This window comes from Escherichia sp. GZ89, assembly GCF_019366485.1.
Taxonomy (GTDB): domain Bacteria; phylum Pseudomonadota; class Gammaproteobacteria; order Enterobacterales; family Enterobacteriaceae; genus Escherichia; species Escherichia fergusonii.
This window is the reverse complement of record NZ_JAEOHX010000001.1, coordinates 465,715-482,469: the sequence shown is the minus strand read 5'-3', so window position 1 is coordinate 482,469 and position 16,755 is coordinate 465,715. Positions and strand designations below refer to the sequence as shown.

At 49.3% G+C, this 16,755-nt stretch carries 16 protein-coding genes; 9 read left to right on the top strand and 7 right to left on the bottom strand.

Annotation, left to right across the window (positions count from 1 at the left end; genetic code table 11):
* Nucleotides 1-145: 145 nt before the first annotated feature.
* Nucleotides 146-1,645 (top strand): L-asparagine permease, encoded by a 1,500-nt coding sequence (gene ansP, locus K0335_RS02355; RefSeq protein ID WP_104919736.1) that lies wholly within the window; start codon nt 146-148, stop codon nt 1,643-1,645.
* Nucleotides 1,646-1,759: 114 nt separating this feature from the next.
* Here ansP and K0335_RS02350 read toward each other — a convergent pair whose 3' ends face one another.
* Complete coding sequence (locus K0335_RS02350; protein WP_000550675.1) at nt 1,760-2,821, bottom strand: YncE family protein; 1,062 nt, start codon at nt 2,819-2,821, stop codon at nt 1,760-1,762.
* 241 nt (nt 2,822-3,062) lie between these two features.
* Here K0335_RS02350 and pqqU point away from each other — a divergent pair, with 241 nt between their 5' ends.
* Nucleotides 3,063-5,165, top strand: a complete 2,103-nt coding sequence (gene pqqU, locus K0335_RS02345; RefSeq protein ID WP_104919735.1) for a TonB-dependent receptor PqqU — start codon at nt 3,063-3,065, stop codon at nt 5,163-5,165.
* Between the two features lie 35 nt (nt 5,166-5,200).
* Here the strand turns inward: pqqU and mcbR are convergent, their stop codons facing one another.
* Both mcbR and curA read right to left on the bottom strand, forming a co-directional pair.
* Nucleotides 5,201-5,866 (bottom strand): colanic acid/biofilm transcriptional regulator McbR, encoded by a 666-nt coding sequence (gene mcbR, locus K0335_RS02340; RefSeq protein WP_001119570.1) that lies wholly within the window; start codon nt 5,864-5,866, stop codon nt 5,201-5,203.
* 198 nt (nt 5,867-6,064) lie between these two features.
* Nucleotides 6,065-7,102, bottom strand: coding sequence for an NADPH-dependent curcumin/dihydrocurcumin reductase (gene curA / locus K0335_RS02335; RefSeq protein ID WP_002431553.1), 1,038 nt, complete (start codon nt 7,100-7,102; stop codon nt 6,065-6,067).
* A 180-nt stretch (nt 7,103-7,282) separates the two neighbouring features.
* Here curA and mddA point away from each other — a divergent pair, with 180 nt between their 5' ends.
* Together mddA and K0335_RS02325 are read left to right on the top strand one after the other, a co-directional pair.
* Entirely contained in the window at nt 7,283-7,798 is a 516-nt protein-coding gene (gene mddA, locus K0335_RS02330; RefSeq protein ID WP_000027562.1) for an L-methionine sulfoximine/L-methionine sulfone acetyltransferase, read from the top strand.
* The gene (locus K0335_RS02325) at nt 7,798-8,247 is read left to right on the top strand and encodes a DMT family transporter (protein WP_001076543.1); all 450 of its coding nucleotides are present in this window, start codon (nt 7,798-7,800) and stop codon (nt 8,245-8,247) included. Before mddA ends, K0335_RS02325 begins: the two co-directional genes overlap by 1 nt.
* Here the strand turns inward: K0335_RS02325 and ydcY are convergent, their stop codons facing one another.
* A complete protein-coding gene (gene ydcY, locus K0335_RS02320) occupies nt 8,248-8,481 on the bottom strand; it encodes a DUF2526 family protein YdcY (RefSeq protein ID WP_000149074.1) in 234 nt (77 codons plus the stop codon).
* Nucleotides 8,482-8,813: 332 nt separating this feature from the next.
* Here ydcY and osmY point away from each other — a divergent pair, with 332 nt between their 5' ends.
* From osmY to clcB, 5 genes are all read left to right on the top strand, one after another.
* A complete protein-coding gene (gene osmY, locus K0335_RS02315; protein ID WP_104919734.1) occupies nt 8,814-9,524 on the top strand; it encodes an osmoprotectant ABC transporter permease OsmY in 711 nt (236 codons plus the stop codon).
* Between the two features lie 24 nt (nt 9,525-9,548).
* Nucleotides 9,549-10,451: an osmoprotectant ABC transporter substrate-binding protein OsmX gene (gene osmX, locus K0335_RS02310; protein ID WP_001049522.1), complete on the top strand. Its 903-nt coding sequence runs from the start codon at nt 9,549-9,551 to the stop codon at nt 10,449-10,451.
* A 9-nt stretch (nt 10,452-10,460) separates the two neighbouring features.
* A complete protein-coding gene (gene osmW, locus K0335_RS02305) occupies nt 10,461-11,111 on the top strand; it encodes an osmoprotectant ABC transporter permease OsmW (protein WP_104919733.1) in 651 nt (216 codons plus the stop codon).
* The gene (gene osmV, locus K0335_RS02300) at nt 11,108-12,253 is read left to right on the top strand and encodes an osmoprotectant ABC transporter ATP-binding protein OsmV (protein WP_000593081.1); all 1,146 of its coding nucleotides are present in this window, start codon (nt 11,108-11,110) and stop codon (nt 12,251-12,253) included. Before osmW ends, osmV begins: the two co-directional genes overlap by 4 nt.
* A 113-nt stretch (nt 12,254-12,366) precedes the next feature.
* Nucleotides 12,367-13,650, top strand: a complete 1,284-nt coding sequence (clcB, locus tag K0335_RS02295; protein ID WP_104919732.1) for a voltage-gated ClC-type chloride channel ClcB — start codon at nt 12,367-12,369, stop codon at nt 13,648-13,650.
* Here the strand turns inward: clcB and bioD are convergent.
* The 3 genes from bioD to K0335_RS02280 all read right to left on the bottom strand — a co-directional run bounded on the left by bioD (nt 13,603) and on the right by K0335_RS02280 (nt 16,671).
* Nucleotides 13,603-14,298: a dethiobiotin synthase gene (gene bioD / locus K0335_RS02290; RefSeq protein ID WP_000919205.1), complete on the bottom strand. Its 696-nt coding sequence runs from the start codon at nt 14,296-14,298 to the stop codon at nt 13,603-13,605. The two genes, clcB and bioD, sit on opposite strands and share 48 nt — an antisense overlap.
* 124 nt (nt 14,299-14,422) lie before the next feature.
* A complete protein-coding gene (gene mlc, locus K0335_RS02285) occupies nt 14,423-15,643 on the bottom strand; it encodes a sugar metabolism global transcriptional regulator Mlc (protein WP_046081424.1) in 1,221 nt (406 codons plus the stop codon).
* Nucleotides 15,644-15,771: 128 nt separating this feature from the next.
* The gene (locus K0335_RS02280) at nt 15,772-16,671 is read right to left on the bottom strand and encodes a LysR family transcriptional regulator (protein WP_104919731.1); all 900 of its coding nucleotides are present in this window, start codon (nt 16,669-16,671) and stop codon (nt 15,772-15,774) included.
* Between the last annotated feature and the right edge of the window lie 84 nt (nt 16,672-16,755).

The window sequence follows — 16,755 nt, the reverse complement described above, 5'->3', positions numbered from 1 at the left end:
TCGTTTCCCGAATGCAGGTAGGATTCTGCGCCGACAGACATATACCCATAAAGAATAACGGTTAGCGCTGTCATAGTTACCGTGAATAAATAATGTATTTATGGTAACGAGAAACGTTAATTCATGAAGATCATCAGGGAGCGCAATGAGATCACATAACAACGACGTAACTGATCAACACGCCGCGAAACGCCGCTGGCTTAATGCCCACGAAGAGGGGTATCACAAAGCGATGGGCAATCGGCAGGTACAGATGATCGCCATCGGCGGCGCGATTGGCACCGGCTTGTTTTTAGGTGCAGGAGCCCGACTGCAAATGGCGGGTCCTGCGCTGGCACTGGTTTATTTAATATGTGGCTTGTTTTCGTTTTTTATTCTGCGGGCATTGGGTGAGCTGGTGTTACATCGCCCTTCCAGTGGCAGCTTTGTTTCTTATGCCCGAGAGTTTTTAGGAGAGAAAGCCGCTTACGTTGCAGGCTGGATGTACTTCATTAACTGGGCGATGACCGGGATTGTCGATATCACCGCCGTCGCACTGTATATGCATTACTGGGGCGCATTTGGTGGTGTACCGCAGTGGGTATTTGCGCTCGCTGCGCTAACCATCGTTGGCACCATGAATATGATTGGTGTGAAATGGTTTGCGGAGATGGAGTTCTGGTTTGCGCTTATTAAAGTGCTCGCCATCGTGACCTTTTTGGTCGTGGGTACAGTGTTCCTCGGTAGCGGTCAGCCGCTGGATGGCAACACCACTGGCTTTCATTTAATTACCGATAATGGCGGCCTCTTCCCCCACGGTTTACTGCCTGCGCTGGTGTTGATTCAGGGCGTAGTGTTTGCTTTTGCCTCTATTGAAATGGTTGGAACAGCTGCCGGAGAATGTAAAGATCCGCAGACCATGGTGCCTAAAGCAATTAACAGCGTGATTTGGCGTATTGGCCTGTTTTACGTCGGCTCCGTGGTGTTGCTGGTTATGTTATTGCCGTGGAGCGCGTATCAGGCGGGGCAAAGTCCGTTTGTGACGTTCTTTTCCAAACTGGGCGTGCCGTACATCGGCAGCATTATGAACATTGTGGTGCTGACCGCTGCGCTCTCCAGCCTGAACTCAGGTCTGTACTGCACCGGGCGTATTCTGCGCTCGATGGCGATGGGCGGTTCCGCACCGAGTTTTATGGCGAAAATGAGCCGTCAGCATGTGCCGTATGCCGGGATCCTGGCGACGCTGGTCGTTTATGTTGTTGGCGTATTCCTTAACTATCTGGTGCCGTCTCGCGTATTTGAGATTGTCCTGAACTTCGCGTCGCTGGGAATCATCGCTTCATGGGCGTTTATCATCGTGTGCCAGATGCGCCTGCGTAAAGCGATTAAAGAAGGCAAAGCAGCGGATGTCAGTTTTAAACTCCCAGGTGCGCCCTTTACGTCGTGGCTGACATTACTGTTTTTACTGAGTGTCCTGGTGCTGATGGCGTTCGATTACCCGAACGGGACTTATACCATTGCGGCGCTGCCGATTATCGGTATTCTGCTGGTTATAGGCTGGTTTGGTGTGCGCAAACGCGTTGCAGAAATTCACAGCACTGCGCCAGTCGTCGAGGAAGATAAAGAAAAACAGGAAATTGTGTTTAAGCCAGAGACGGCGAGTTAATTACAAAATTGCCCGGCTATGTGCCGGGCAAATTTAGATTACTGACGAAGGTGTGCCGCATGCGGCGTGATAAAAGTCAGGCAAGTCTCTCCGTTTTCACCCTCGCCATATCTATTACAACGCAATACGAATCACATCGTCCGGCTGAGTAGCTTCCTGCTGTTTAGTAGATTTTTGTTTCACACTGACATACAGCGTTTTGCCATCGGCAGACAGCGCCAGGCTGTTCGGATGAGTCGGGGTATCGAACGTTTTCACCACTTTATAGCTTTTCGCGTCAATCACACTGACTTTACCTGCCTGACGATGCGTTACGTAGGCTTCATTACGCGCTGGGTTAAACAGCACAGCCAGTGATTCCGGTGCCGCAACCTTCGCCAGAATATTGCCATTACGGGTATCGACCACTAACACTTCTGCGGCTTTAGAATCGGTGATAAATGCACGCTGCCTGGCGGTATCAAGGCTAATGTTGATAAAGAAGTGCTCTTTGCCGTCATCCAGCAGCTTTTTACGGCTGAGGATTTTATTGTCGGCGGTGTCGATGGTAATCAATTCGCCGTCAGCGTTAGTGGTGTAAAGACGTTTGCCTTTGCTATCCAGCGCCAGACCGGTACTCATTTTACCGGTGTTCTGGATGGCGGTTTTCAGTTTGATATTCTCGCCATCAACGACCCAAATCACGCTCTCTTTACCAATACCACTGATGTAAACGGTGTTTGTGGCATCGTCTGCGACCAGTTCACGCGGTTGCAGCGGGCGCACTTCTTCCGTGCGCTTACGATCATCCAGCACCAGACGACCTTTCACCTCGCCCGTTTTGGCATCTATCGCCGTGACCGCACTGTTTACGGTGTTACCAAACCACAACGTCTGAGTCGTGTTATTGATGGTGGCACCAAACGGCTTGAGATCGTTATGGATCGCCTGAGTTACCTCCAGAGTGACCGGATCGAGACGATAAACCACGCCACCTTTATCCAGTTTGCGGCTTTGTGAAGTAGCGAGCCACAGCGCGTTTTCTTGCTGGCTATAAGCCATTTCGTAGGCACCTTTACCTACCGCTTTACGCAGCATTTCTTCTGCGGCCTGCGTACTGAATGATGAAGCAACAAGCAATGAACCTAACAGTAATGAACCACGCAGGCGCGATGAAAACAGATGACGTAAATGCATGACGACTCCCTTTGATGAACCGATATTTTTGCTGCTTCACAATGCTTCGCTAAGCATAATCATCGTTACGCTCTTGTTATAAATGGGAATGGTAATCATTATTTTCTCAAATGTGGAGCATTTCTTGCCGTTACGACTACAATTTTCTCAATTACTTAACGTATTGTGCCGTTTCATTTTCCATAAATTTACAATTTCATTACCATGACGGCGTTTTCCCATTCTTAACCTGGCTTTTTTCATGAAGATTTTTTCCGTCCGACAGACCGTTTTGCCCGCACTGCTTGTCCTTTCCCCCGTTGTTTTTGCCGCTGATGAACAGACCATGATTGTCAGTGCCGCGCCGCAGGTGGTTTCAGAACTGGATACCCCAGCAGCTGTGAGCGTGGTGGATGGCGAGGAGATGCGTCTGGCAACACCGCGCATTAACTTGTCTGAATCACTGACCGGCGTGCCTGGTTTGCAGGTACAAAACCGGCAGAACTATGCGCAAGATTTACAGCTGTCGATTCGCGGATTTGGCTCCCGCTCCACTTACGGTATTCGCGGTATTCGCCTGTATGTGGACGGTATTCCCGCCACCATGCCCGACGGGCAAGGGCAAACATCCAACATCGATTTAAGCAGTGTGCAAAATGTGGAAGTGCTGCGTGGCCCCTTCTCTGCCCTGTATGGCAACGCGTCTGGCGGTGTAATGAATGTCACCACCCAGACCGGACAACAACCACCAACCATTGAAGCCAGTAGTTACTACGGCAGTTTTGGCAGCTGGCGCTATGGGCTGAAAGCAACGGGCGCAACGGGCGACGGTACACAACCTGGTGATGTCGATTACACCGTCTCAACCACGCGTTTTACGACCCACGGCTATCGTGACCATAGTGGCGCACAGAAAAATTTAGCCAATGCCAAACTGGGCGTTCGCATTGATGACGCCAGCAAATTAAGCCTGATTTTCAATAGTGTGGATATCAAAGCAGATGACCCAGGTGGATTAACCGAAGCAGAATGGAAGGCGAATCCGCAACAAGCGCCACGCGCTGAACAGTACGACACGCGAAAAACCATCAAGCAAACTCAGGCTGGGTTGCGTTATGAGCGTAGCCTGAGCGCGAAAGATGATATGAGTGTGATGATGTATGCCGGAGAACGAGAAACGACCCAGTACCAGTCAATCCCAATGGCCCCGCAACTTAACCCATCGCATGCGGGCGGTGTGATTACTCTACAACGCCATTATCAGGGGATAGACAGCCGCTGGACACACCGTGGCGAACTGGGTGTTCCGGTCACGTTCACTACCGGCCTGAACTACGAAAACATGAGTGAAAACCGTAAAGGCTACAACGACTTCCGCCTGAACAGCGGTGTGCCGGAGTACGGGCAAAAAGGTGAGTTGCGCCGCGACGAACGCAATCTGATGTGGAACGTCGATCCTTATTTACAAACGCAATGGCAGCTTACCGAAAAACTTTCGTTGGATGCCGGCGTGCGCTACAGCTCCGTATGGTTTGATTCCAACGATCATTACGTTACTCCGGGTAACGGCGATGACAGTGGTGATGCCAGTTATCACAAATGGCTACCAGTCGGATCGTTAAAATATGCAATGACCGATGCCTGGAATATCTATCTGGCAGCCGGGCGTGGTTTTGAAACGCCGACGATTAATGAGCTGTCTTATCGTGCTGACGGTCAAAGCGGTATGAACTTTGGTTTAAAACCATCCACCAACGATACAATTGAGATCGGCAGTAAAACGCGTATTGGTGATGGGCTGCTTAGTCTCGCATTGTTCCAGACCGACACCGATGATGAAATTGTTGTCGATAGCAGTAGCGGTGGACGTACGACTTATAAAAATGCCGGAAAGACCCGTCGTCAAGGTGCTGAACTGGCATGGGATCAACGTTTCGCGGGAGATTTTCGCATAAAAGCGTCCTGGACCTGGCTTGATGCGACCTATCGCAGCAATGTTTGCAATGATCAAGATTGTAACGGTAACCGGATGCCGGGGATCGCCCGTAATATGGGCTTTGCGTCGATAGGTTATGTACCGGAAGATGGCTGGTATGCAGGCACGGAAGCGCGTTATATGGGCGATATTATGGCCGATGATGAAAATACGGCCAAAGCGCCTTCTTATACACTCGTCGGCTTATTCACGGGGTATAAATACAATTACCACAATTTAACTGTGGATTTATTTGGCCGTGTCGACAATTTATTCGATAAAGAATACGTTGGTTCTGTCATTGTCAATGAGTCGAACGGGCGATATTACGAACCTGCGCCCGGGCGAAATTATGGTATCGGCGTGAATGTTGCGTGGCGATTTGAGTGATTATCTTGATGCCCGGTATTTGCCGGGCATTTAATTTAACGATTATATTGCTGGTATAACATAGCAACATTTTGTTGCATAATTTCAGCAAGACAATGTTTGCATCCCTCTTTGTCTTTTACTTTTAACGCGGCGAGTAGTTCATGATAGCTTTCTATACGTTCACGTAATTCCGCTGGGTTAATCGCTTCATAAAGATAATGTAAACCAGGCCCCATCCTGATCCACAGTTGCTCAATCATTTCACACAGGATGGGCATATTTGAGCGATGATAAACCGCTAAGCGAAATAGTCTGTTCGCATTAATGATTTTTTCCATGTCGCCCTTTTCTTGCGCCTGCTGTAATTTCTCGAGCAATTCCTGAAGTTCTGCCAGGTCTTGCGGGGTGAGGTTTTCAACAGCCAGAGCAACTGCCATTAATTCCAGTTCGTAGCGGATCCGATTGATTTCGTCTAATTGACGTTTCCCCACTTCCGGTACTGTAAATGCTTGCGCTGGTGCGACAGAGAGCGCATTCACCGAAACCAGACGTAATAATGCTTCACGCACGGGTGTAATACTCATACCTAATTGCTCCGCCAGATTTTTAGTAATCAGGCGTGCGCCAGGTTTTAGTGCGCCAATACTAAGCTGATGTTTCAGGTCGTTCTCAACCTTCATAGTTAAACTGATATGCGGTATTTTTTCCGTTCCAGGCATGTTATTTCCTTCAGGTGTTTTCGTTCCAACTCTGCCAGCACAGCAGAAGTCGTTTACCTGGCGTATGAAGCTGAATAATCATTATCCACTCACCTTTATTGTTATTAGCTACAGAACAGAGAAGTGGTAAGTTAATTAAAGCTGGAAATAAGATTTTTGCCTGGATTTTTATGGCGGCTTTATGCCGCCGTCGTATCTTTAATCATCATCCGCGACGCGAATAACAACTTTACCGAAGTTTTTGCCGTTCAGCAGGCCAATAAACGTCTGTGGGGCGTTCTCCAAACCGTTGGTAATTTGTTCACGATAGTGAATTTTCCCCTCTTTCACCCATTGTCCCATCTCCTGCTGAAACTCATGGATACGGTGACCATAATCCTGACCAATAATAAACCCTTGTAATCGAATGCGTTTTTTCAGCACCGTAGCCATCAACAGGGGTAAACGATCCGGACCGGGTGGTAGCTCTGTAGCGTTATAGCTGCTCACTAAGCCGCAGACGGGAATGCGCGCAGATGTATTGAGTAACGGTAGCACCGCATCAAATACCTTACCGCCAACGTTTTCATAATAGATATCAATACCTTTTGGGCACGCTTTCGCCAGTTGTTCGGCAAAATCATCCGCGTGATGGTCAAGGCAAACATCAAAACCCAGCACTTCGGTGGCATGGCGGCATTTTTCCGCGCCTCCTGCGACACCCACCACGCGGCAGCCTTTCAGTTTGCCGATTTGCCCCACCGTTGCACCAACCGGACCGGTCGCGGCAGCAACCACCAGCGTTTCGCCCTCTTTTGGCTGGCCGATATCCAACAGTCCCATATAAGCAGTAAAGCCGGGCATTCCCAGTACCCCCAATGACCACGAAGGATTTTCTGGTTGATCGCCAAGTTTCACCAGTTCATCGCCACTGGATATGTCGTAGTCCTGCCAACCGCTGTAACTCAGCACCCAGTCGCCTGCTCGGTAATCAGGATGATTCGACTCCACGACACGGCTCACCGTACCGCCGACCATCACACCGCCAATATCAACCGGCGGTGAATAAGATGGCTCATCACTCATACGTCCACGCATATACGGGTCCAGTGACAAATAAACTGTGCGCAGTAACACCTGTCCTTCACCGGGTGTGGCGACATCATCTTCTTCAAGACGGAAATTCTCCGCAACCGGCGCGCCATGCGGACGCGAGGCCAGAACCCAACGGCGGTTACGCTGCTTTTGTTGCCCCATAATGCTCTCCTGTGCTTTTGGCATGAATCCATCAATAGTAGCAGGCTCGCAGGATTGGTTTTGTTTGCAGTCGTCACATCCCCTCTGCAACACGCAATAATTTCATCGAGGAATCCGTTGCTTCGGGCTGTTTTCGATAGTATTGATAACGTCATCATCATTATTTTATTGAGGCCAGACATGTCCATCCGTTTTGCCCGCAAAGCCGACTGTGCTGCCATTGCGGAAATTTATAACCACGCCGTGTTGTATACGGCGGCTATCTGGAATGACCAAACGGTGGATGCAGATAACCGCATTGCCTGGTTCGAAGCGCGGACTATAGCAGGTTATCCGGTACTGGTGAGTGAAGAAGATGGCGTAGTGACGGGATATGCTTCGTTTGGCGACTGGCGTAGTTTCGATGGTTTTCGCCATACTGTGGAGCATTCAGTTTATGTCCATCCTGATCATCAGGGCAAAGGTCTTGGGCGTAAATTGTTAAGCCGATTGATTGATGAAGCGCGGGATTGCGGGAAGCATGTCATGGTCGCCGGGATCGAATCGCAAAATCAGGCGTCTTTGCATCTGCACCAGTCGCTGGGTTTTGTCGTCACCGCGCAAATGCCGCAGGTGGGCACTAAATTTGGGCGCTGGCTGGATCTGACATTTATGCAGTTGCAACTCGACGAACGCAGTAAACCGGACGCAATCTGATGAATCAGTCGCTTACCCTTGCCTTTTTGATTGCCGCAGGGATTGGTCTGGTCGTCCAGAACACGCTAATGGTGCGCATCACCCAGACCTCCTCTACCATTCTCATCGCCATGTTGCTGAACTCTTTGGTAGGAATTGTGCTGTTCGTTTCTATTTTGTGGTTTAAACAAGGTATGGCGGGGTTTGGCGAACTGGTGTCCAGCGTGCGCTGGTGGACACTTATTCCTGGCTTGCTGGGATCGTTTTTTGTCTTCGCCAGTATCAGCGGATATCAGAATGTGGGAGCGGCGACAACTATTGCAGTACTGGTCGCCAGCCAACTGATTGGTGGTTTGGTGCTGGATATCTTCCGCAGTCAGGGCGTACCACTACGGGCGTTAATCGGCCCAATTTGTGGCGCAATTTTACTTGTGGTTGGCGCCTGGCTGGTGGCCAGACGCTCATTTTAATCAGAGGATAGTGCCGCCTTTGGTTAACTGTTCGTGGCGCGCCTCCATATCTTCTTTATGTTTGCGACCATGATGGGCGATCGCTGTGCGCAGACGCTGCTGCTGGGTATAGCGATCTTCCCGACTGAGTTCAGCATCATCGCTAAGCTCAATCAGTAGTTCATTCATATGTGCAATAACGCTTTCATTAATCGCAGCATCTACCCGTGCAATTACGTCATCGAGATGTGTCATTTTCTCTCCTTTAATTCAGCAAATTAATCATAGCCTGTGGCGATAATAAGAGCCTGAAATGTGGCGTCAAGCTTCTTCCCGGCTCTCCTCTTTCGTTACAACGTCACTTAATGTTGGCATTTTTAAGACAATTCTTTACATTGCGTCCTCACCCTTTCTGCCATAAGGCTCGCTGATCACTTTGGCTGGCATTTCTGCCACATTTAATTTGCCGCTTCGCTGGAATCCTGCCCGACCAGTTGCTATAGGTCAAAACACCCTGCCGCTCATGGCATAACAACATGCAGCGCTATTCGCTGCCATAACACATGCAAACAGGGAGAGACATCGCAATGCACACACCCACGGTAAAACGCGTGTTGGGTTTCACGTTCATCGTCCTTTTAGTTATGGCAATTCTTACCTGGGGCGTGGGACTGGAAACACTAAAAGTACGTCAGGTAGATTTGATTTATCTCGGTCAACAACATCTTTTTTTAGTCTTCACATCACTCTTTTTTGCCCTACTGATCGGCGTTCCCAGTGGTATTTTGCTTAGCCGTCCGGCTGCCAGAGGATTTGCTGAACATGCAATGCAAATCTTTAATGTCGGTAATACCCTCCCACCGCTCGCTGTTCTGGCGCTGGCAATGATTATCCTTGGTATTGGTGATACTCCGGCGATTGTGGCCCTTTTCCTCGCTTCGCTGCTTCCTATTGTTCGCAATACATATGCCGGGCTGAACGCCGTCCCCGCATCACTTAAAGAAGCGGCTAAAGGGATCGGCATGACCAGATGGCAACGCTTGTACCTGGTGGAATTGCCTAACGCATGGCCAGTCATGCTTTCTGGTATTCGTATTGCAGCGGCAATTATTGTCGGCACAGCACCTCTGGCATTTTTGATTGGTGCCAGTAGTTATGGAGAGCTGATCTTTCCAGGGATTTATTTGAATGATTTCCCAACACTGATTCTTGGCGCTACCGCAACGGCGCTCTTTGCGCTAATCCTCGATTCGTTGCTCGCCTGGCTGGGACGTGCTCTTAGCCCACACACTGCCTGATTAAAACGATAATACGGAGCATTTATGAATCTTAAAAAACACCTGCTGGGATGGCTGGCTGCGGCTTTTTTGCTGAGCGGACAAAGCCAGGCCGCACCCATCATTCTTGCCACCAAAGGATTTACCGAGCAGCATATTTTGTCTGCCATGACCGTGCAGTATCTGCAAAAGAAAGGGTTTCAGGTTCAGCCGCAAACGAATATTGCCGCGGTGATTTCACGTAATGCCATGCTCAACAAGCAAATTGATGTGACCTGGGAATATACCGGGACTTCGCTGATTATTTATAACCATATTAATAAGCGTATGACGCCAGAGGAATCTTACGCCACGGTTAAAAAACTGGATGCCCGCCAGGGCCTTGTCTGGTTAAACCCTGCGGATATGAATAATACCTACGCTTTCGCTATGCAGCGTGAGCGTGCCGAAGCGGAAAATATCACTACCATGTCAGAGATGGTGGCGAAAATTGAGCATCTTCGGCAAACCGATCCCGATAATAACTGGTTACTGGGCCTGGACCTGGAATTTTCAGGCCGTAGCGATGGGATGAAGCCATTGCAGCAAACCTATGCAATGGAACTCGACCGCCCGCAAATTCGCCAGATGGACCCAGGCCTTGTGTATAACGCCGTTCGTGATGGTTTTGTCGATGCGGGATTGGTTTATACCACTGACGGGCGCGTAAAAGGTTTTGATTTAAAAGTCCTTGAAGATGATAAAGGCTTCTTTCCCAGCTACGCCGTTACCCCCGTAGTGCGTAAAGAGATTCTTGATGCCAATCCTGGTCTTGCTGATGCACTCAACACCCTTTCTGGTTTACTCGATAACGACATAATTTCTACGCTTAACGCCAAAGTCGATATCGACCATCAGTCGCCACAGCAGGTCGCCCGTGAATTCCTGCAACAGAAAAATTTGCTGTAAGGAGCGCATATGGAGACGTTAAATTACCTTATTGATAATGCCGGATACCTTGCTGCCCTTACCTTACAGCACTTATGGCTGGTGGCCTTTGCCGTCGGACTCGCCATTATTATCGGTATTCCACTGGGCATTTTAATTGTCCGTCATAAATGGCTGGCAACACCGATTCTTGGAACCGCGACCTTGCTATTAACCATTCCATCGGTCGCACTTTTTGGCCTGATGATCCCACTCTTTTCACTGTTCGGTCAGGGTATCGGCGCTCTCCCGGCGATTACCGCCGTGTTTCTCTACTCACTTTTGCCCATTGTGCGTAATACCCATACGGCCCTTGATAGCCTGCCACCAGGTTTGCGTGAAGCCGGACGCGGCATAGGCATGACCTTCTGGCAACGCCTGCGTTGGGTTGAGATCCCAATGGCCCTACCGGTTATTTTTGGTGGTATCCGCACGGCAGTAGTGATGAATATCGGCGTAATGGCCATTGCCGCAGTGATTGGCGCAGGCGGTCTGGGGCTGTTGTTGCTTAATGGTATCGGCGGCAGCGATATGCGTATGTTGATTTCTGGTGCGCTACTGATTTGTTTACTGGCTATTGTGCTTGACTGGCTGCTACACCGTCTGCAGGTCGTACTGACTCCAAAGGGGATACGAAAATGATAAAACTAGAAAACCTCAGCAAACACTTCATTCAAAAACAGGGGCAGCCAATGAAGGCTGTCGACAATGTCAATCTGAACGTTCCTGAAGGTGAAATGTGTGTTCTGCTTGGCCCTTCAGGGTGTGGTAAGACGACGACACTGAAAATGATTAACCGTCTGATTACGCCAAGCTCCGGCAATATTTTGATCAACGGGCAAAATACAAATGACATGGATAGCGTGACTCTGCGGCGCAACATCGGTTATGTGATCCAGCAAATTGGTTTATTTCCCAATATGACCATTGAGGAAAACATTACCGTAGTACCCCGGATGCTCGGTTGGGATAAAACTCGCTGTAAACAACGGGCTGAAGAGTTAATGGAGATGGTGGCGATGGATGCAAAAAAATTCCTTCACCGTTATCCCAAAGAGATGTCTGGCGGCCAACAACAACGCATCGGCGTTATTCGCGCCCTGGCCGCTGATCCTCCGGTATTGCTGATGGATGAGCCTTTTGGTGCTGTTGATCCCATCAACCGGGAAGTAATTCAGAATCAGTTTCTGGAGATGCAACGCAAACTGAAAAAGACGGTAATGCTGGTCAGCCACGATATTGACGAAGCCTTAAAACTGGGTGACCGCATTGCGGTATTTCGCCAGGGGCGCATTGTCCAGTGCGCAAGCCCGGATGAGCTGCTGGCTAAACCGGCGAATGAATTTGTCGGTTCCTTTGTGGGGCAGGACCGAACGCTTAAACGTCTGTTACTGGTTTCTGCCGGGGATGTGACGGATCAACAGCCAACAATTACCGTTCGCCCCGATACTGCACTACATGAAGCATTCGGCATAATGGATGATAACGATATTCGGGCCGTTACCGTGGTAGATAGCAACGGCAAACCGCTTGGTTTTGTAAAGCGGCGCGAAGCGCGTGATGCCAGCGGCACATGTGCCGATCTTATCCATCCTTTCCGCATCAGCGGTAAAGCAGAAGATAACCTGCGTATTGTGCTCTCCCGTCTGTATGAAAGTAACACCAGTTGGATGCCAATTGTCGATGAAGATGGACGATACAATGGTGAGATCTCACAAGATTATATCGCTGATTATCTCAGTTCGGGCCGCACTCGTCGGGTATTGAATATCCACGAGGCTTAACCATGTATGCCTGGTAACTTCCTGTTACCGGGCTAAATACGCACGTAGTGCTTTTGCCTTAATGCTGCTTTCACCGCAAAATATTCCTTCTGTCTCCTTTGTCTTACGCAACAATGTACCCACGTCCTGTTTTTGCTGATCCACGAACACTATTTCGCCATTTGCTTATTGCCTCTTTTATAGGTGTTGTTGCCGCCATGGCTGTCGCCGGGTTTCGGCATGCCATGTTGTTGCTTGAATGGTTATTTCTCAGTAACAACTCCGGTAGCCTGGTCAACGCGGCGACAGAACTTTCTGGCTGGCGAAGAGTATTAACACCGGCCTCAGGTGGACTGGCTGCGGGAGCACTCCTCTGGGGCTGGCAAAAATTAAATCGCCAGAGACCTCATGCACCTTGTGATTATATGGAGGCACTGCAAACCGATGGGCAATTTGATTATGCAACCAGTCTGGTGAAGTCACTTGCATCTTTGTTAGTCGTCGCAAGCGGCAGTGCGATTGGTCGGGAAGGTGCCATGATCTTGCTGGCTTCACTGGCCGCATCGTTTCTGGCGAAGCGTTTCACGCCAGCCGAAGAGTGGAAATTATGGATTGCCTGCGGAGCATCAGCAGGAATGGCAAGTGCTTATCACGCCCCGTTAGCAGGAAGTCTGTTTATTGCCGAAATTCTCTTTGGCACCTTTTTGCTGACCTCACTCGGCCCGGTGATTATTTCTGCGGTGGTAGCTTTGCTCACCACTTATTTATTTAACGGGGGTAGCGCCCTGCTCTACCACGTGCCTGCTACGCTGGAAATTCACACTAGCGACTATTTATTGATGGTGTGTTGTGGTCTGCTGATGGGAATAAGCGGCCCACTGCTACTGGCGTTAATGCGCATCAGCCACAATGGTTTTCTGCGCTTGAAATTATCCCCTCCATGGCAACTGGCATTGGGCGGGTTGTGTGTGGGTTTGCTTTCGTTAATGACACCCACGGTCTGGGGTAATGGCTACAGCGTGGTACAAGCATTCTTACTTTGGCCCCCCTTGTTGACTGTAATAGCGGGGATTTTTATCTGTAAATTACTGGCGGTACTTGCCAGTAGTGGCTCCGGCGCGCCAGGTGGCGTTTTTACGCCTACCCTGTTTATTGGCCTGGCAATTGGCATGATCTTTGGGCGTGTACTGGGGCAAGGCCCTGATGCTCAGGTTATTTTGCTGGGATTAAGTGGCATGGCGACGCTGCTGGCGGCAACCACTCATGCGCCAATTATGTCGACATTAATGATTTGCGAAATGACCGGAGAGTATCAACTACTCCCCGGTTTATTGCTGGCATGTGTATTAGCGACGGTGATTTCGCGATCGTTACATCCCGATTCTATTTACCGACAACACCCGGTCGAGCATAGATAAACGAATATATTGCCCCAGTTCGCGTTGCTCAGCACGAGGCAGATAAGGCAATTCACCAATCAATGGCGCAGGAATTTTTTTGCTCAGCACATCAATAATTTCGGCATAGTGCGCCAGACCTGGGTTAATGCGATTTGCTACCCAGCCAATTAGCGGTAGGCCGTCATTGGCAATGGCCTGCGCCGTCAGTAAGGCGTGGTTTATACAACCTTCCTGGATACCGACGACCATCACCACGGGTAACTGTTCTTGCACTACCCATTCTGACAAAGGGCGTAGATCATTCATCAAACTACGCCATCCCCCCGTGCCTTCAACCACGACGTGTTCCACCTTTTCCGTCAGCTTAGCAAGACCGTTGGAGATCAAGGTGTAGTTGATCGGGCAGCTGTGCGCCACGCTACTTTCTTCTTCACTTAGCGCAATGGGATTTACTGCCTCATAAGGCAATGAAATGGTTGAGACGCTTTGTAATACCAACGCATCTTTGTTGCGTAGGCCTTCCGCTGTCTCTTTGCTCCCCTTGGCCACGGGTTTATAACCCGCGACTACTTTACCCTCCGATGCTAACGCCTGTAGCAATGCGCGGGAAACTACCGTTTTTCCAACAGAAGTGTCTGTACCGGTAATAAAGAAACGCTTTAGCATCACTAACTCCACCGTTATGCTTCGAAAATATAAGCCAGATTAATAAAACGATAGAAAAGTCTAAGTTAAGGCGATGAGATTCAGATTGAGTTAGCGCAAATTTTCGTAGAACAGTTAAAAAATGTTAACCCTGTAATAGACGAATCAACAAAGAGCCGCTATACATCGCGTCTTTTACCAGTGCTGCTCCCGCCATGGTTCCCTGATTGGTAAATTGGGTACTTTCTACAGTCATATGTTGACTATAGGCCGGAAGTGCCTGTTGACGAATGCTATTGGATATCGCCGGGAAAAGCACCTCAGCAGCTTTGTTTAGGGGTGATCCAATAAGTATTTTTTGCGGGTTGAATAAATTCACCATAATGGCGAGGATACGCCCCACATGCTGACCAACACCGGTAATAATATCCCGCGCCAGCAAGTCACCGTGCAAAGCAGCCTGACACAACGAGTCTACAGTCAGTGGCTGACCATGCAATATCGAACTCATCGACTGATTCAGTCGCAACTGAGCCAGTTCCAGTACGCTATCAACACTGGCAATAGTTTCAAGGCATCCGTGGTTGCCGCAGTAACAGCGTTTGCCATAAGGATCTACCTGGGTATGGCCAATTTCAACCAGGCTACTGCTCCCCGCGTGAAGTAAATGCCCATCGGTGATCACTCCGGCACCTACGTTGTGATCAATCACCACCTGGATGACATCGCGCGCGCCACGGGAAGCACCAAATAACGCCTCAGCCATCGTCCAGGCACTGATATCATGTTGAATATAAACAGGAACACCAGTATGCGTTTCTAATGCAGCTCCCAAGGGCATCTCTTTAACATCATCATAAAACGGCATTCGGTGCACAATTCCATTCTCAGTATCAATGATTCCGGGCATGGTTATGGCGATGGACGTCAATCGCTCCAGTTTCTGCTGATGACGAATAAAAAATTGATCAACCTGATGGAGAATGCGTTGTAATAATGGCGTTTCAGACTGTAGCGGCAAATCGAGGCGATCCTCGACAACCAATTTGCTACTAAGATCGCGCAGCGCAAGGAATATCTCGCCACGGCCAATTCGGATAGAAAGATAGTGCCAGGCTTCGGTTTCAACCACCAGACCAACCGCAGGTCGTCCCCGGTTCCCCGCTTCTTTGATCTCCAGCTCCTGCACCAAATGCGCTTCGAGCATTTCGCGCACGATTTTTGTAATACTGGCTGGTGCCAGTTGCGCCAGACGAGAAAGATCGATCCGCGAAACCGGGCCAAGCTGATCTATCAGGCGATAGACCGCACCTGCGTTAGTTTGCTTAATTTGATCGATATGCCCTGGCTGACTTTCAGCAACCACCTCTGACTCCCTATATTTTCGCGCTCCGAAATAATTTGTCGGTTATGGTGAAGCACTTCAACACGTAACGGAAAAATTTTACTTAGCCGTGTGATTTGACGCACATTTTTCATGACTGTTGAGCCAAATTATGTGCATCTCGCTGCGTTCAGCAGCTGAACACGAAAGCGCACGGCAGCTTGACTCTGTTCCCGATGTTTTGGCCAAACCAGCCACATTTCAGATACTGCGTCCTCTTCTGCGATGGGTAACCAACACATTTCCTCCAGTTGTACCCGCTCAAAAGAGGCCGGAAGAATAGAAACACCTAACCCTGCTGCTACCAGCCCAATAATGGTCATTGCTTCACCAACTTCCTGAGTAATCAATGGCGTCAGGTTATAGCGACGCATTAGACCAAGAATGTCGTCATACAGGCCAGTACCTACCTGCGGATCAAAAAAAACAAAGGGTTCTTTAACCAGTTCAGCCAGCGTAACTCTCTTTTTTTTCGCCAGAGCATGAGCTCGAGGAACGAGGGCCATCAACGGTTCGTGGCGGATGACGGCATAGTTCAGCGTGTCCGGTAACGGTGTATTGCGCAGCAGACCGAGATCGAGCGTACCTTCGTTAAGCGGCGCAATTTGTTCGCGTGTATTCATTTCCCTGGTTTGTAAATGCACTTCAGGATAGTCGTGACGAAATAACGACAAGGTGTCCGATACAGCTTTTATAAATGGCGCCGATGAGGTAAAGCCAATACGTAGCTCCCCTTCTTCGCCCTGATGCAGACGCTCTGCCCTTGCAGCGGCATCATTTACCAGGCCAAGGATTTGGCGACAGTCTGCCAAAAACTGCCTTCCTGCCCCAGTGAGCGCCACGGTTCGGTTTGTTCGTGCCAGTAATCGCGCACCAATTTGCTGTTCCAGAATCTGGATTTGCTGGCTTAGTGGTGGCTGAGAAATGTTAAGCCTCGCCGCAGCTCGCCCAAAATGGAGTTCCTCTGCCACCGCAACAAAATATCGGAGATGACGCAATTCTATATTCATATTTAAAACGTCTTATTTAAGATTATTAATATATTAGACAGAATAATCAGATTTTTCTACGCTTAGGGAGTGGTCATACCCGTT

Excerpts from the sequence above, each read along its gene's own strand:
- K0335_RS02350 (WP_000550675.1), bottom strand. The coding sequence starts at position 2,821 with ATGCATTTACGTCATCTGTTTTCATCGCGCCTGCGTGGTTCATTACTG.
- K0335_RS02280 (WP_104919731.1), bottom strand. The coding sequence starts at position 16,671 with ATGAATATAGAATTGCGTCATCTCCGATATTTTGTTGCGGTGGCAGAG.
- mcbR (WP_001119570.1), bottom strand. The coding sequence starts at position 5,866 with ATGCCTGGAACGGAAAAAATACCGCATATCAGTTTAACTATGAAGGTT.
- osmV (WP_000593081.1), top strand. The coding sequence starts at position 11,108 with ATGATAAAACTAGAAAACCTCAGCAAACACTTCATTCAAAAACAGGGG.
- osmX (WP_001049522.1), top strand. The coding sequence starts at position 9,549 with ATGAATCTTAAAAAACACCTGCTGGGATGGCTGGCTGCGGCTTTTTTG.
- osmY (WP_104919734.1), top strand. The coding sequence starts at position 8,814 with ATGCACACACCCACGGTAAAACGCGTGTTGGGTTTCACGTTCATCGTC.
- pqqU (WP_104919735.1), top strand. The coding sequence starts at position 3,063 with ATGAAGATTTTTTCCGTCCGACAGACCGTTTTGCCCGCACTGCTTGTC.
- mddA (WP_000027562.1), top strand. The coding sequence starts at position 7,283 with ATGTCCATCCGTTTTGCCCGCAAAGCCGACTGTGCTGCCATTGCGGAA.
- clcB (WP_104919732.1), top strand. The coding sequence starts at position 12,367 with ATGTACCCACGTCCTGTTTTTGCTGATCCACGAACACTATTTCGCCAT.
- ansP (WP_104919736.1), top strand. The coding sequence starts at position 146 with ATGAGATCACATAACAACGACGTAACTGATCAACACGCCGCGAAACGC.
- ydcY (WP_000149074.1), bottom strand. The coding sequence starts at position 8,481 with ATGACACATCTCGATGACGTAATTGCACGGGTAGATGCTGCGATTAAT.
- curA (WP_002431553.1), bottom strand. The coding sequence starts at position 7,102 with ATGGGGCAACAAAAGCAGCGTAACCGCCGTTGGGTTCTGGCCTCGCGT.
- osmW (WP_104919733.1), top strand. The coding sequence starts at position 10,461 with ATGGAGACGTTAAATTACCTTATTGATAATGCCGGATACCTTGCTGCC.
- K0335_RS02325 (WP_001076543.1), top strand. The coding sequence starts at position 7,798 with ATGAATCAGTCGCTTACCCTTGCCTTTTTGATTGCCGCAGGGATTGGT.
- bioD (WP_000919205.1), bottom strand. The coding sequence starts at position 14,298 with ATGCTAAAGCGTTTCTTTATTACCGGTACAGACACTTCTGTTGGAAAA.